Origin of the sequence: Mycoplana sp. MJR14 (assembly GCF_029210525.1) — a bacterium.
Classification (GTDB): Bacteria; Pseudomonadota; Alphaproteobacteria; order Rhizobiales; family Rhizobiaceae; genus Mycoplana.
In genome coordinates this window covers 148,085-160,392 of the sequence record NZ_JARGEO010000010.1, presented here as the reverse complement: position 1 = coordinate 160,392, position 12,308 = coordinate 148,085, and the positions used below count along the sequence as shown (strand labels likewise).

At 62.2% G+C, this 12,308-nt stretch carries 23 protein-coding genes; all 23 read right to left on the bottom strand.

What is annotated here, in order from left to right:
* Positions 1-16 precede the first annotated feature (16 nt).
* A complete protein-coding gene (gene rpsK / locus P0086_RS20705; RefSeq protein ID WP_023513823.1) occupies positions 17-406 on the bottom strand; it encodes a 30S ribosomal protein S11 in 390 nt (129 codons plus the stop codon).
* A gap of 264 nt (positions 407-670) precedes the next feature.
* Positions 671-1,039, bottom strand: a complete 369-nt coding sequence (rpsM, locus tag P0086_RS20700) for a 30S ribosomal protein S13 (protein WP_112599103.1) — start codon at positions 1,037-1,039, stop codon at positions 671-673.
* Positions 1,040-1,273: 234 nt separating this feature from the next.
* A complete protein-coding gene (locus P0086_RS20695; RefSeq protein WP_148178409.1) occupies positions 1,274-1,852 on the bottom strand; it encodes an adenylate kinase in 579 nt (192 codons plus the stop codon).
* On the bottom strand, positions 1,849-3,189 hold the full coding sequence (secY, locus tag P0086_RS20690; RefSeq protein ID WP_112599107.1) for a preprotein translocase subunit SecY: 1,341 nt from the start codon (positions 3,187-3,189) through the stop codon (positions 1,849-1,851). Before secY ends, P0086_RS20695 begins: the two co-directional genes overlap by 4 nt.
* 436 nt (positions 3,190-3,625) lie before the next feature.
* A complete protein-coding gene (rplO, locus tag P0086_RS20685; protein WP_112599109.1) occupies positions 3,626-4,096 on the bottom strand; it encodes a 50S ribosomal protein L15 in 471 nt (156 codons plus the stop codon).
* A 13-nt stretch (positions 4,097-4,109) separates the two neighbouring features.
* Complete coding sequence (gene rpmD / locus P0086_RS20680) at positions 4,110-4,313, bottom strand: 50S ribosomal protein L30 (protein ID WP_112599111.1); 204 nt, start codon at positions 4,311-4,313, stop codon at positions 4,110-4,112.
* A 13-nt stretch (positions 4,314-4,326) separates the two neighbouring features.
* On the bottom strand, positions 4,327-4,893 hold the full coding sequence (gene rpsE, locus P0086_RS20675; protein ID WP_112599112.1) for a 30S ribosomal protein S5: 567 nt from the start codon (positions 4,891-4,893) through the stop codon (positions 4,327-4,329).
* Positions 4,894-5,018: 125 nt separating this feature from the next.
* Positions 5,019-5,381 (bottom strand): 50S ribosomal protein L18, encoded by a 363-nt coding sequence (gene rplR / locus P0086_RS20670; protein ID WP_112599114.1) that lies wholly within the window; start codon positions 5,379-5,381, stop codon positions 5,019-5,021.
* A gap of 12 nt (positions 5,382-5,393) precedes the next feature.
* Positions 5,394-5,927, bottom strand: a complete 534-nt coding sequence (rplF, locus tag P0086_RS20665) for a 50S ribosomal protein L6 (RefSeq protein ID WP_112599115.1) — start codon at positions 5,925-5,927, stop codon at positions 5,394-5,396.
* 42 nt (positions 5,928-5,969) lie between these two features.
* Positions 5,970-6,368 (bottom strand): 30S ribosomal protein S8, encoded by a 399-nt coding sequence (rpsH, locus tag P0086_RS20660; RefSeq protein WP_112599117.1) that lies wholly within the window; start codon positions 6,366-6,368, stop codon positions 5,970-5,972.
* A gap of 12 nt (positions 6,369-6,380) precedes the next feature.
* Positions 6,381-6,686 (bottom strand): 30S ribosomal protein S14, encoded by a 306-nt coding sequence (gene rpsN / locus P0086_RS20655; RefSeq protein WP_112599119.1) that lies wholly within the window; start codon positions 6,684-6,686, stop codon positions 6,381-6,383.
* A 34-nt stretch (positions 6,687-6,720) separates the two neighbouring features.
* Positions 6,721-7,278, bottom strand: coding sequence for a 50S ribosomal protein L5 (gene rplE, locus P0086_RS20650; protein WP_112599121.1), 558 nt, complete (start codon positions 7,276-7,278; stop codon positions 6,721-6,723).
* Positions 7,271-7,582 carry a 50S ribosomal protein L24 gene (rplX, locus tag P0086_RS20645; protein ID WP_112599123.1) on the bottom strand — a complete coding sequence of 104 codons (312 nt, stop codon included), beginning with the start codon at positions 7,580-7,582 and terminating at the stop codon, positions 7,271-7,273. Before rplX ends, rplE begins: the two co-directional genes overlap by 8 nt.
* A 12-nt stretch (positions 7,583-7,594) precedes the next feature.
* Positions 7,595-7,963 carry a 50S ribosomal protein L14 gene (gene rplN / locus P0086_RS20640; protein WP_003495199.1) on the bottom strand — a complete coding sequence of 123 codons (369 nt, stop codon included), beginning with the start codon at positions 7,961-7,963 and terminating at the stop codon, positions 7,595-7,597.
* A gap of 246 nt (positions 7,964-8,209) precedes the next feature.
* A complete protein-coding gene (rpsQ, locus tag P0086_RS20635) occupies positions 8,210-8,446 on the bottom strand; it encodes a 30S ribosomal protein S17 (RefSeq protein ID WP_112599125.1) in 237 nt (78 codons plus the stop codon).
* 11 nt (positions 8,447-8,457) lie between these two features.
* Positions 8,458-8,658 (bottom strand): 50S ribosomal protein L29, encoded by a 201-nt coding sequence (gene rpmC, locus P0086_RS20630; protein ID WP_112599126.1) that lies wholly within the window; start codon positions 8,656-8,658, stop codon positions 8,458-8,460.
* A gap of 10 nt (positions 8,659-8,668) precedes the next feature.
* Positions 8,669-9,082: a 50S ribosomal protein L16 gene (gene rplP / locus P0086_RS20625; protein ID WP_003573792.1), complete on the bottom strand. Its 414-nt coding sequence runs from the start codon at positions 9,080-9,082 to the stop codon at positions 8,669-8,671.
* Between the two features lie 34 nt (positions 9,083-9,116).
* The gene (gene rpsC / locus P0086_RS20620; RefSeq protein WP_112599128.1) at positions 9,117-9,833 is read right to left on the bottom strand and encodes a 30S ribosomal protein S3; all 717 of its coding nucleotides are present in this window, start codon (positions 9,831-9,833) and stop codon (positions 9,117-9,119) included.
* Positions 9,833-10,222, bottom strand: coding sequence for a 50S ribosomal protein L22 (gene rplV, locus P0086_RS20615; RefSeq protein ID WP_112599130.1), 390 nt, complete (start codon positions 10,220-10,222; stop codon positions 9,833-9,835). Before rplV ends, rpsC begins: the two co-directional genes overlap by 1 nt.
* Before the next feature lie 2 nt (positions 10,223-10,224).
* Positions 10,225-10,503, bottom strand: coding sequence for a 30S ribosomal protein S19 (rpsS, locus tag P0086_RS20610; protein WP_075627127.1), 279 nt, complete (start codon positions 10,501-10,503; stop codon positions 10,225-10,227).
* A gap of 16 nt (positions 10,504-10,519) precedes the next feature.
* Positions 10,520-11,356: a 50S ribosomal protein L2 gene (gene rplB, locus P0086_RS20605; protein WP_112599131.1), complete on the bottom strand. Its 837-nt coding sequence runs from the start codon at positions 11,354-11,356 to the stop codon at positions 10,520-10,522.
* A gap of 31 nt (positions 11,357-11,387) precedes the next feature.
* A complete protein-coding gene (locus P0086_RS20600) occupies positions 11,388-11,681 on the bottom strand; it encodes a 50S ribosomal protein L23 (protein WP_112599133.1) in 294 nt (97 codons plus the stop codon).
* Positions 11,678-12,298 carry a 50S ribosomal protein L4 gene (rplD, locus tag P0086_RS20595; RefSeq protein ID WP_112599134.1) on the bottom strand — a complete coding sequence of 207 codons (621 nt, stop codon included), beginning with the start codon at positions 12,296-12,298 and terminating at the stop codon, positions 11,678-11,680. The genes P0086_RS20600 and rplD overlap by 4 nt, the downstream gene beginning before the upstream one ends.
* Between the last annotated feature and the right edge of the window lie 10 nt (positions 12,299-12,308).

The window sequence follows — 12,308 nt, the reverse complement described above, 5'->3', positions numbered from 1 at the left end:
TCACGAATGCGAATGATCAGACGCGGCGCTTCTTGCGCGGACGGCAGCCATTGTGCGGGATCGGCGTGACGTCGCGGATCGACGTGATCATGAAGCCGGCAGCCTGCAGGGCGCGCAGCGCCGATTCACGACCCGAACCCGGACCGCAGACTTCGACTTCCAGCGACTTCATGCCGTGTTCCTGGGCCTTCTTGGCGCAGTCTTCAGCGGCGATCTGTGCGGCAAACGGGGTCGACTTGCGCGAACCCTTGAAGCCCTTGGCACCGGCGGACGACCAGGCAATGGCGTTGCCCTGCGCGTCGGTGATGGTGATCATCGTGTTGTTGAACGACGAATTGACGTGAGCAACACCGGAGGTGATGTTCTTGCGTTCGCGACGGCGGACGCGTGCGGCTTCCTTGGCCATGGGTATTCCTTTCGTTGATCTCGACACCGCCGTAGTTCCAGCGGCTCCACCGGGTGGGAGCGCTTGCGCCCCTGCCCTGCATTGTCATGTGCACGTCGCCTTGATGGGCTAGCGTGCGGCGATATCGTCACTGCCGTAGTGCCAGCAGCTCCACCGACCGGGACAACCTTGAAATGCGGTCGCCGCAGATGCGGCCGAGGCCCCGTTCGAAACTCAAAAGAGGCCGGCGCAAACGCCAGCCTCCCCATTCCCCATTTCGGGAAATTACTTCTTCTTGCCTGCGATGGCCTTCGCCGGACCCTTGCGGGTGCGGGCGTTGGTGTGCGTGCGCTGGCCGCGGACCGGCAGGCCGCGACGATGACGCAGGCCGCGGTAGCAGCCGAGGTCCATCAGGCGCTTGATGTTCATCGAGGTCTCGCGACGCAGGTCGCCCTCGACCTGGTAGTCGCGGTCGATCGTTTCGCGGATCGCCAGAACTTCGGCGTCCGTCAACTGATGGACGCGACGGTCGGACGGGATGCCGACCTTCTCGATGATTTCCTGTGCAAACTTCGGACCGATCCCGTGGATGTAGGTCAGCGCGATGACGACGCGCTTTGCAGTCGGGATGTTGACGCCAGCGATACGAGCCACGCCTGTTCTCCTTGCTTCCAGTTGCCATCCGGCAAGTGGGTTTTCTTCGTCCCGCGACCCCAAGGGCCGCGCGTTCAATTTCGAGCTTCGGGACATGTCAAACGCGACCGGACCCGGATCTCATTCTTTCGAGAAATCCGCGCCGATCGCTGCCTTGTCGCGAGTTGGCGCTCTCTTACGAGGAATCGGCCGGAAAAGTCAACCCCGGCCAGCTCCATTTGCCTGATCGACGGCTTACGCCAGGATCCGGCCGATCTCTGCGGTCACCGCCTTGACGTCCGCCATGCCGTCCACCGTCTTCAGCTTGCCGGTGGAGGCGTAGTATTCCGACAACGGTGCGGTCTTCTCGCGGTACTCCGCCAGCCGCCGCTCCAGGACCTCCGGCTTGTCGTCCGGGCGGACGGTGCCGCCGGCGGCGATGGTTTCCGCCACCCGGCTCTCCATCCGCTTGAGCAGCGCCTTCTCGTCCACCTTCAGCTCGATGACGGCATCGAGGCTGAGCCCCTTGCCGGCCAGAATCCGGTCGAGCGCTTCTGCCTGCGGTACGGTGCGCGGATAACCGTCGAGAATGAAGCCCTTCGAACAGTCGGCCGAATCGATCCGGTCGGAGACGATTTCGTTGACGATCGCATCGGAGACGAGCTGACCGGCATCCATCACCGCCTTCGCCCGCTTTCCGACCTCGGTCTGGGCGGCCACGGCCGCGCGCAGCATGTCACCGGTAGAAAGCTGGGGAATGCCGTGCTTCTCCGTCAGGAGCTTCGCCTGCGTGCCCTTGCCGGCACCCGGCGGCCCCAAAAATATCAGTCTCATCGTCCCCTCTTTCCTCCACGCAACTTCGACTTCTTGATCAGCCCTTCGTATTGCTGGGCAATCAGGTGACCCTGAATCTGTGCTACAGTATCAAGGGTGACGCTGACAACAATCAAAAGCGACGTACCACCAAGGTAGAACGGCACGCCCGTCTGCGCGATCAGGATTTCCGGAAGGATGCAAACGAAGACCAGGTAGATGGCGCCGAGCACCGTGATGCGGGTCAGCACGTAGTCGATATATTCCGCGGTCCGCTCGCCCGGACGGATGCCCGGGATGAAGCCGCCGTGCTTCTTCAGGTTGTCGGCCGTGTCCTTCGGATTGAAGACGATGGCCGTGTAGAAGAAGGCGAAGAAGGCGATCATCGCGGCGTACATCACCATGTAGAGCGGCTGGCCGTGGCCAAGCGCTGCGATGATCGTCGTGGCCCAGCCCGGCAACTCGGTCGTGTTGCTGAAGCCCGCCAGCGTCGCCGGCAGCAGCAGCAGCGAGGAGGCGAAGATCGCCGGGATGACGCCCGCGGTGTTGAGCTTCAGCGGCAGGTGCGACGTGTCGCCCTGGAACATGCGGTTGCCCACCTGTCGCTTCGGATACTGGATCAGCAGGCGGCGCTGCGCGCGCTCCACGAAGACGATCAGGGCGATGACGGCGACCGCCATGACGACGACGGCGGCGATCACGCCGAAGGACAGCGCGCCGGTGCGGCCGAGTTCCAGCGTGCCGGCCATGGCAGTCGGCAGATGGGCGACGATGCCGGCGAAGATGATCAGCGAGATGCCGTTGCCGATGCCGCGCGAGGTGATCTGCTCGCCGAGCCACATCAGGAACATCGTGCCGCCGAGCAGCGAGATGACGGTGGAGATGCGGAAGAACCAGCCCGGATCGACGACCAGCCCCTCCCCGCCCTCGAGGCCGACGGCGATGCCATAGGCCTGCAGCGTGCCGAGCAGCACGGTGCCGTAGCGGGTGTACTGGTTGATGATCTTGCGGCCCTGCTCGCCTTCCTTCTTCAGCTGTTCCAGCGAAGGGACGACCGAGGTCATCAGCTGGACGATGATCGAGGCGGAGATATAGGGCATGATGCCGAGCGCGAAGATCGCCATGCGCTCGACGGCACCGCCGGAGAACATGTTGAACAGACCGAGGATGCCACCGCTCTGCCCCTGGAAAGCGCGGGCGAAGGCGTCGGCGTTCAGGCCGGGCAGCGGAATGTAGGTGCCGAGGCGATAGACCAGCAGCGCGCCCAGCGTGAACCAGAGCCGCTTCTTGAGGTCCTCTGCCTTGGCAAAGGTCGAAAAATTGAGATTGGAGGCGAGTTGTTCCGCTGCCGATGCCATGCGTTTCTCCGCGTAACCATGCCCGGAGAAGCCTTGCGAGACCGACCCGGGCAACGGCTGAACCGTTGCAGCGCGCGCTGTCCGGAAGGAATTCCCGGCCCGATGCGGCACGCTCGAATTTCTTTCGCCCGCCTTCGCGAGGATGCGAAGCAGGCGGCACGGAGGGTAAACCGGGCGGAGCGCGGATTGTCAAGCAATCCCGACCTCTCCCCTGGCCGATACTCCCGAAGAAACAGGCGAAGTCCATTCGCCCGCTCCTGCCAAATTCCTGAGATCCCGCTCGATTTCAGGAATTGGGCAGTTGGTCTTTTCGCGTCCGCAGCGACGTTCCGTCGCTCGCCCTGCCGGAAACCGGGCCGGTGTTGGCGCGAAGCCCCTCATATGGGAACGCGAACGCCCGGAGTGAAGCACCCCGGGCGTATCAAATCGCAGTCGATTACTCGGCAGCAGCCGAGAGCAGCTTGATGTTGCCGCCGGCCTTTTCGATCTTCTCGATCGCGGCCTTGGAAGCGCCGGCGACCTCGATCGACAGCTTCGCCTTCAGCTCGCCGTCGGAGAGGATGCGAACGCCGTCCTTGGCGCGGCGGATGACGCCGGCAGCCTTGAGGGCGGCAGCATCGACGGTCGCCTTCGGGTCGAGCTTCTTGGCATCGATCGCCGTCTGCAGACGCGCCAGCGATACCGTGACGAACTCCGAGGCGAAGATGTTGTTGAAGCCGCGCTTCGGCAGGCGACGATAGATCGGCATCTGGCCGCCCTCGAAGCCGTTGATCGAAACGCCCGAACGGGCCTTCTGACCCTTGACGCCGCGGCCGCCGGTCTTGCCGGAGCCCGAGCCGATGCCACGACCGACGCGCTTGCGGCTGTGGGTCGAGCCTTCGTTGTCCTTGATTTCGTTCAGTTTCATGATCTTATCCCCCTCACTTCTCGTCGACGACGCGAACGAGGTGCTGGACGGCACGGATCATGCCGCGAACGGAAGGGGTGTCTTCCAGCGTCCTGACCCGGTGCATCTTGTTGAGACCGAGGCCGATCAGCGTCTGGCGCTGAATGGCCGGGCGACGGATCGGCGAGCCGATCTGCTCGACGGTGACCGTCTTCTTTGCAACTTCCTTCTTAGCCATTGCTCAAGCTCCCTTATTCTTCGGAAGCAACGCCGGCGGAAGCACGGCGGGCCTGCAGCGTTGCGTACTTCATGCCGCGCTGCGCCGCGATGTCCTTCGGGTGCATCTGGCTCTTCAGCGCGTCGAAGGTCGCACGGATCATGTTGTAGGGGTTCGACGAACCGGTCGACTTGGCGACGACGTCATGGATGCCGAGCGTCTCGAAGACGGCGCGCATCGGACCGCCGGCGATGATACCGGTACCGGCCTTGGCCGAACGCAGGAGAACCTTGCCGGCGCCGTGGCGGCCCTGCACGTCGTGGTGCAGCGTGCGGCCCGAACGCAGCGGAACGAAGATCAGTTCGCGCTTGGCAGCTTCGGTCGCCTTGCGGATGGCTTCCGGAACTTCGCGGGCCTTGCCGTGGCCGAAGCCGACGCGGCCCTTCTGGTCGCCGACGACGACGAGGGCTGCAAAGCCGAAACGACGGCCGCCCTTCACCACCTTGGCGACGCGGTTGATTGCTACGAGCTTGTCGACGAACTCGCTGTCGCGCTCTTCACGGGGCTGGCGATCCTCGCGGCCCCTTCTTTCCTGTGCCATTGTCCTTTTCCTTTTTCTTTTCCGGGTGCAATCGGCAGATTGACAATGGTCGCCTCCCCTTTTCGGGCAGACGACCGGTACCCACTGAACGAGGTCCGGCGGGCTTTGACGCCCGCCAGGTTCGATCAGAAGCTCAGACCACCTTCACGGGCAGCCTCGGCGAGAGCCTTGATGCGGCCGTGGTAGATGAAGGCGCCGCGGTCGAAGACCACTTCCTTGACGCCGGCCTTGGTGGCGCGCTCTGCGATGAGCTTGCCCACGGCAGCGGCCGCTGCCGTGTCGGCGCCCGTCTTCAGCGACGAGCGCAGATCGGTGTCGAGCGTGGAGGCGGACGCAAGCGTCTTGCCGGCCACGTCATCGATAACCTGTACGTAGATGTTCTTCGACGAGCGATGAACCGACAGGCGCGGACGGCCGTTGGCGACCGCCTTGATTTGACGGCGCACGCGGTTGGCACGACGTGCAAGTGCTTCTTTCCTGCTAGCCATTTCGCGTGATCCTTACTTCTTCTTGCCTTCTTTGCGGACAATCCGCTCTTCGGCATACTTGACGCCCTTGCCCTTGTAGGGCTCGGGGCCACGGTATTCGCGGATTTCCGCGGCAACCTGGCCGACCTGCTGCTTGTTGATGCCGGTCACGATGATTTCGGTCGGCTTCGGAACAGCGATCGTGATGCCGACCGGCGGCTCATAGACCACGTCGTGGCTGAAGCCGAGCGCCAGCTGCAGGTTCTTGCCCTGCAGCGAGGCACGGTAGCCGACGCCGTTGATCTCGAGCTTGCGCTCGTAGCCGTCCTTGACGCCCTTGAAGATGTTCTCGACCATGGTGCGGGACATGCCCCACTTGGACCGAGCATCCTTGGACTGGTTGATCGGCTGCACGACAATCGCGTTGTCTTCCAGCTTTACGGAGACTTCGTCATTGGCGACGAAGAAAAGTTCGCCCTTCGGGCCCTTCGCGGTGATCTTCTGGCCTTCGACCGAGGCCGTCACACCAGCGGGAACCGGAACGGGCTTCTTACCGATACGAGACATTTTTTTTACCTGTCTGTTCGTTATGGAGATCCCCTGCCCGCCTTAGAAGACGGAGCAAAGAACCTCGCCACCAACGTTCTGTTCGCGTGCCTGGTGATCGGCCATCACGCCCTTCGGGGTCGAAAGGATGGTGATGCCGAGACCGTTCGCGACCTGCGGAATGGACTTAACCGAGACATAAACCCGGCGGCCCGGCTTGGAGACGCGGTCGATCTTGCGGATCACGGACGCGCCTTCGTAGTACTTGAGCTCGATGCTCAGCTCAGCCTTGCCGTTCTCGAATTCGACCTCGGAATAGCCGCGGATGTAGCCCTCGGCCTGCAGGACGTCGAGAACACGGGCGCGCAGCTTCGAAGCCGGCGTGGAAACGCTCGACTTGCGGCGTGCGGCGCCGTTGCGGATACGGGTGAGCATATCGCCCAGCGGATCAGTCATTGCCATGTACCCGTCTCCTTACCAGCTCGACTTGACAATACCCGGCACCTTGCCGAGGTTGCCCAGTTCGCGAAGCGCGATACGCGACATCTTGAGTTTGCGATAGAATGCGCGCGGACGGCCCGTCACTTCGCAGCGATTGCGGATGCGGGTCTTGGAGCCGTTGCGCGGCAGGGCGGCAAGCTTCAGGGTGGCCTTGAACCGGTCTTCGATCGGCAAAGACTGGTTCTGAATGATCGCCTTCAGGGCTGCACGCTTAGTGGCCTGACTGGCAACCAGTTTGCGGCGGCGCTTGTTCTTTTCAACTGCGCTCGTTTTCGCCATTACAGTTATCCTTCTTTACGCTTGTCGTTACGGATTACTGACGGAACGGGAAGTTGAACTCTTTCAGCAGAGCCCGAGCTTCGTCGTCGTTAGTGGCCGTCGTGCAAACGATGATGTCCATGCCCCACATCTGATCAACCTTGTCGTAGTTGATTTCAGGGAACACAATGTGCTCCTTGATACCCATGGCGAAGTTGCCACGGCCATCGAAGGACTTCGGGTTCAGACCACGGAAGTCGCGCACGCGAGGCAGCGCGATGTTCACGAGGCGATCCAGAAACTCGTACATGCGGACGCCGCGAAGGGTGACCTTGGCGCCGATCGGCATGCCTTCACGGACCTTGAAGCCCGCGATGGAGTTGCGTGCACGGGTGATGACCGGCTTCTGGCCGGCGATCGCTGCGAGGTCGGCAGCCGCTACGGTCGGCTTCTTGGAGTCGCCGGTCGCTTCGCCAACACCCATGTTGATGACGATCTTTTCCAGGCGCGGGATCTGCATTTCGTTGGCGTAGGAGAACTGCTCCTGGAGCGCCTTGCGGATACGGCCTACGTATTCCTTCTTGAGCCGCGGCTCGTACTTAGCGTCAGCCATCGATCGAAACTCCCGAACGCTTTGCCACACGGACCTTCTTGTCACCTTCGATCTTGAAGCCGACGCGGGTCGGCTTGCCGTCCTTGGGGTCGGCGATCGCGATGTTGGACAGGTGGATCGGGGCTTCCTTGCTGATGATGCCGGCTTCCTGCGACTGGGTCTGGCGCTGGTGGCGCTTGACCACGTTGACGCCACGCACGATCGCGCGATCTTCCTTCGGCATGACCTGAACGACCTCGCCGGTGCGGCCCTTGTCCTTACCGGTGAGCACGACGACCTTGTCGCCCTTGCGAATCTTCTGCATTGCCATCGCTCCTTAGAGTACTTCCGGAGCCAGCGAGATGATCTTCATGTGGTTCTTGGCGCGCAGCTCGCGCGGAACCGGTCCGAAGATACGGGTGCCGATGGGCTCTTTCTTGTTGTCGATCAGGACGGCGGCGTTGTTGTCAAAACGAATGACGCTACCGTCGGCGCGGCGGATGTCCTTGGCGGTGCGAACGACCACCGCCTTCATCACGTCGCCCTTCTTCACGCGGCCGCGCGGAATCGCTTCCTTGATCGAGACGACGATGATGTCGCCGACCGAAGCGTACTTGCGCTTGGAGCCGCCCAGCACCTTGATGCACATGACACGACGTGCGCCGGAATTATCCGCGACGTCGAGGTTAGTCTGCATCTGAATCATGTCAGGTCGCCTTCTTGTTGTAACCGGACCGGTTGGGCAAGGAAGCCCCCTGTTCCAGCTTATGAGAATCTATGTTTTTCGCGCGGGATGGGTCTTGCCAAGGTGGTTTCCTCTGAGGCTCCGCCTGGCGAAACCCGGGACCTTCCCTGCGCTCAAAGCAAAAGAACGCCCGATTCCGAGCGTCCTTGCGCTGCTTCATACAGGTTTTCGCGCAAAGGGCAACCCCTCGCGCGAAAAGTGAATGAATTAAGCCTGGGCGGAAACGACCGTCCAGCGCTTGTCCTTGGAGATCGGTGCGCATTCCTCGATGGAAACCACGTCACCAACCTTGAACTGGTTGTTCTCGTCATGCGCCTTGTACTTCTTCGAACGGCGGACCGTCTTCTGAAGCAGCGGATGCGCGAACCGGCGCTCTACCCGGACAACAACGGTCTTCTCGTTCTTGTCGGAAACGACTACGCCCTGCAGAATGCGTTTCGGCATATTATTCTTCCTTAGGCCTTGGCTTCTGCCGCCTTCTGGCGGGCAATGGTTTTCACGCGGGCGATGTCCTTGCGGACCTCGTTGATGCGCGAGGACTTCTCGAGCTGGCCGGTCGCCTTCTGGAAGCGCAGGTTGAACTGCTCTTTCTTCAGCTTTGCGAGCTCGTCATTAAGCTGGTCGGCGCTCAGTGCGCGAACGTCTGCGGCTTTCATGGCTCAATCCTTACTCTGCAATGCGCTGTACGAAGCGCGTCTTGACCGAGAGCTTGGCCGAACCCAGGCGAAGAGCTTCGCGAGCGATCTCTTCGCTGACGCCGTCGATCTCGAACATCATACGGCCGGGCTTGACCTTGCAGGCCCAGTATTCGACCGAACCCTTGCCCTTACCCATGCGGACTTCGGTCGGCTTCGCGGTGACCGGAACGTCCGGGAACACGCGGATCCAGACACGGCCGGCACGCTTCATGTAGCGGGTGATCGCGCGGCGGGCCGCCTCGATCTCGCGCGCATTGACGCGGTTGGGTTCCTGAGCCTTCAAGCCGAACTCGCCGAAGGCGAGGTCCGAGCCGCCCTTGGCGACGCCCTTGATGCGGCCCTTGAACTGCTTGCGGTACTTAGTACGCTTTGGCTGCAACATTTTTCTATTCTCCGATCTGCTCGCCTAAAGCGAATTAAGCGTTTTCACGGCGGCGGCGTTCGCCCTGGCCTGCGCCCTGGGCATCACCTTCGGTCGCGCGGCGCTCGGAGGCCATCGGATCGTGCTCAAGGATTTCGCCCTTGAAGATCCAGACCTTGATGCCGCAGATGCCGAAAGCGGTTTCCGCTTCTGCCGTACCATAGTCGATATCCGCACGCAGCGTGTGCAGCGGAACGCGGCCTTCGCGGTACCATTCGGTACGTGCGATTTCCGCGCCACCCAGACGGCCGGCGCAGGTGATCTTGATGCCTTCGGCGCCAAGACGCATGGCCGACTGAACAGCACGCTTCATCGCACGGCGGAAGGCCACGCGGCGCTCGAGCTGCTGGGCGATCGACTGGGCAACCAGCGTCGCGTCGGTTTCGGGCTTGCGCACTTCGACGATGTTGAGGTGCGTTTCCGAATTGGTCATCTCCGAAAGCTTCTTGCGAAGCTTCTCGATGTCCGCACCCTTCTTGCCGATGATCAGACCCGGGCGAGCCGAGTGGATCGTGACGCGGCACTTCTTGTGCGGGCGCTCGATGACGACCTTGGAGATGCCGGCCTGCTTCAGCTCGTCCATCAGATACTTGCGGATCTTCAGGTCTTCGTGAAGGAGCTGGCCGTATTCGGCGTTGTCGGCGAACCAGCGGCTATCCCAGGTACGGTTGATGCCGAGGCGGAAGCCGATCGGATTGATTTTCTGACCCATTATGCGGCCTCCCCTTTGGCTTCGACTTCACGGACGACGATCGTCAGGTGCGAGAAGGGCTTCTCGACGCGCGAGGCACGACCGCGACCGCGGGCGTGGAAGCGCTTCATGACGATCGACTTTCCGACGAAAGCCTCAGCGACGACGAGCGAGTCGACGTCGAGATCGTGGTTGTTTTCAGCGTTCGCGATCGCCGATTCCAGCGTCTTCTTGACGGTGCCGGCGATGCGCTTGCGGGAGAACTCGAGTTCGGCCAGAGCGCGGTCGACCTTCTTGCCGCGGATCATCGCGGCAACCAGGTTGAGCTTCTGGGGGCTGACGCGGATCGTGCGCGCAACTGCTTGCGCCTCGTTATCCTTCAGCCGACGTTCGGCTTTTGCCTTGCCCATCGTTACTTCCTCTTCGCCTTCTTGTCCGCACCGTGACCGTAGTAGGTCCGGGTCGGAGAGAATTCACCGAACTTGTGTCCGACCATGTCTTCGTTGACGCTGACCGGGACGTGCTTGCTGCCGTTGTAGACACCGAAGGTGAGACCGACGAACTGCGGCAGAATCGTGGAGCGGCGGCTCCAGATCTTGATCACTTCGTTGCGGCCGCCCTCGCGCACCTTCTCAGCCTTCTTGAGAAGATAGCCGTCAACAAACGGGCCTTTCCATACTGAACGAGCCATTTCTGACTAACCTCTCTTACTTCTTCTTCAGGTGGCGCGAGCGCATGATGAACTTGTCGGTCGACTTGTTCGAACGGGTGCGCTTGCCCTTGGTCGGCTTGCCCCACGGCGAAACCGGGTGACGACCACCGGAGGTGCGGCCTTCACCACCACCGTGCGGGTGGTCGACCGGGTTCATGACGACACCGCGGTTGTGCGGGGTCTTGCCGCGCCAGCGCGTACGACCGGCCTTGCCGTCGTTGATGTTGCCGTGGTCCGGGTTGGACACCGCGCCGATCGAAGCAAGGCAGGAGCCGTGCACGAGGCGCTGTTCGCCGGAGTTCAGCCGCAGGATCGCCATGCCCTGGTCGCGGCCGACGAGCTGGACGAAGGTGCCTGCCGAACGGGCGATCTGGCCGCCCTTGCCCGGCTTCATCTCGACGTTGTGAACGATCGAGCCGACCGGGATGTACTGCAGGGGCATCGTGTTGCCCGGCTTGACGTCGACAGCCTTGTCGGAGGCGATGACCTTGTCGCCAGCAGCGAGGCGCTGCGGAGCGAGGATGTAGGCCTGTTCGCCGTCGGCATAGTTGACGAGCGCGATGAACGCGGTGCGGTTCGGGTCGTATTCCAGACGCTCGACCGTGCCTTCGACGTCGAACTTGCGACGCTTGAAGTCGACCAGGCGGTAGGTGCGCTTGTGACCGCCGCCGATGAAGCGGGCAGTGATGCGACCGAGGTTGTTACGACCACCGCTCTTGGAAAGACCTTCGGTCAGTGCCTTGACCGGCTTGCCCTTGTAGAGGCCCGACCGGTCGACGATGACCAGCTGGCGCTGGCTCGGGGTCGTCGGATTGAAGCTTTTCAATGCCATTTTCTTATGTCCTCTTTAGCCGACTGCCCGATTAGAGCCCGGTGGAGACGTCGATGGACTGACCGTCAGCAAGCGTGACGATCGCCTTCTTGACATCTCCCTGCCGGCCGGAGAAGCCGCGGAAACGCTTTACCTTGCCCTTGCGGACCAGCGTGTTCACAGCCGTGACCTTGACGCCGAAGAGCGCTTCGACGGCAGCCTTGATCTCGGGCTTGGAAGCGGTCTTGGCGACGTTGAATACGACCTGGTTCTGTTCGGATACCAGCGTCGACTTTTCGGTGATCGAAGGCGATACGATCACATCGTAGTGGCGAAGATCCGTCATTTGAACCGCTCCTCGAGGGCTTCGACTGCAGCCTTGGAAAGCACGAGCTTGCCGCGGCGCAGGATGTCGTAAACGTTGATGCCCTGGATCGGCAGAACGTCCACGTTCGGGATGTTCTGGGCTGCGAGCTTGAAGTTGTTGTCGAGCTCGGCGCCGCCGATGATGAGGGCGTTGGTCAGGCCGAGGCTGGCGAACGAGCCGGCCAGAGCCTTGGTCTTGGCTTCCTTGGCGACGAGGTCATCGACGATGATGACGTTCTCTGCCTTCAGCTTGGCCGAAAGGGCGTGACGCAGGCCGAGCGCGCGGACCTTCTTGGGAAGGTCGTGCTCGTGGCTGCGGACGACCGGGCCGTGGGCCTTGCCGCCGCCGCGGAACTGCGGAGCGCGAGCCGAATGGTGACGAGCGCGGCCCGTACCCTTCTGCTTGTACATCTTGGCGCCGGTGCGCGAGACTTCCGCGCGGCCCTTGGCCTTGTGGGTGCCCTGCTGCTTCTTGGCGAGCTGCCAGCGAACGACGCGGGCAATGATATCCTCGCGCGGCTCGAGGCCGAAGATCGCGTCGGAGAGGGAGACCTTGCCGGCGTCCTTCCCGTCGAGGGTCGTGACTTTGAGATCCATAACCAGGCTC

Excerpts from the sequence above, each read along its gene's own strand:
- rpsN (WP_112599119.1), bottom strand. The coding sequence starts at position 6,686 with ATGGCGAAAACGAGCGCAGTTGAAAAGAACAAGCGCCGCCGCAAACTG.
- rpsH (WP_112599117.1), bottom strand. The coding sequence starts at position 6,368 with ATGGCAATGACTGATCCGCTGGGCGATATGCTCACCCGTATCCGCAAC.
- rplR (WP_112599114.1), bottom strand. The coding sequence starts at position 5,381 with ATGGCTAGCAGGAAAGAAGCACTTGCACGTCGTGCCAACCGCGTGCGC.
- rpsE (WP_112599112.1), bottom strand. The coding sequence starts at position 4,893 with ATGGCACAGGAAAGAAGGGGCCGCGAGGATCGCCAGCCCCGTGAAGAG.
- rpmD (WP_112599111.1), bottom strand. The coding sequence starts at position 4,313 with ATGGCTAAGAAGGAAGTTGCAAAGAAGACGGTCACCGTCGAGCAGATC.
- rplX (WP_112599123.1), bottom strand. The coding sequence starts at position 7,582 with ATGCAGAAGATTCGCAAGGGCGACAAGGTCGTCGTGCTCACCGGTAAG.
- rplP (WP_003573792.1), bottom strand. The coding sequence starts at position 9,082 with ATGTTGCAGCCAAAGCGTACTAAGTACCGCAAGCAGTTCAAGGGCCGC.
- P0086_RS20695 (WP_148178409.1), bottom strand. The coding sequence starts at position 1,852 with ATGAGACTGATATTTTTGGGGCCGCCGGGTGCCGGCAAGGGCACGCAG.
- rplF (WP_112599115.1), bottom strand. The coding sequence starts at position 5,927 with ATGTCTCGTATCGGTAAGAAGCCCGTTCCGGTTCCCGCTGGTGTGACG.
- rpsK (WP_023513823.1), bottom strand. The coding sequence starts at position 406 with ATGGCCAAGGAAGCCGCACGCGTCCGCCGTCGCGAACGCAAGAACATC.
- rpsS (WP_075627127.1), bottom strand. The coding sequence starts at position 10,503 with ATGGCTCGTTCAGTATGGAAAGGCCCGTTTGTTGACGGCTATCTTCTC.
- rplB (WP_112599131.1), bottom strand. The coding sequence starts at position 11,356 with ATGGCATTGAAAAGCTTCAATCCGACGACCCCGAGCCAGCGCCAGCTG.
- rplN (WP_003495199.1), bottom strand. The coding sequence starts at position 7,963 with ATGATTCAGATGCAGACTAACCTCGACGTCGCGGATAATTCCGGCGCA.
- secY (WP_112599107.1), bottom strand. The coding sequence starts at position 3,189 with ATGGCATCGGCAGCGGAACAACTCGCCTCCAATCTCAATTTTTCGACC.
- P0086_RS20600 (WP_112599133.1), bottom strand. The coding sequence starts at position 11,681 with ATGACGGATCTTCGCCACTACGATGTGATCGTATCGCCTTCGATCACC.
- rplD (WP_112599134.1), bottom strand. The coding sequence starts at position 12,298 with ATGGATCTCAAAGTCACGACCCTCGACGGGAAGGACGCCGGCAAGGTC.
- rpsQ (WP_112599125.1), bottom strand. The coding sequence starts at position 8,446 with ATGCCGAAACGCATTCTGCAGGGCGTAGTCGTTTCCGACAAGAACGAG.
- rplV (WP_112599130.1), bottom strand. The coding sequence starts at position 10,222 with ATGGGCAAGGCAAAAGCCGAACGTCGGCTGAAGGATAACGAGGCGCAA.
- rpsC (WP_112599128.1), bottom strand. The coding sequence starts at position 9,833 with ATGGGTCAGAAAATCAATCCGATCGGCTTCCGCCTCGGCATCAACCGT.
- rplO (WP_112599109.1), bottom strand. The coding sequence starts at position 4,096 with ATGAAACTGAACGAAATCAAGGACAACGAAGGCTCGACCCACAGCCGC.
- rpmC (WP_112599126.1), bottom strand. The coding sequence starts at position 8,658 with ATGAAAGCCGCAGACGTTCGCGCACTGAGCGCCGACCAGCTTAATGAC.
- rplE (WP_112599121.1), bottom strand. The coding sequence starts at position 7,278 with ATGGCTGACGCTAAGTACGAGCCGCGGCTCAAGAAGGAATACGTAGGC.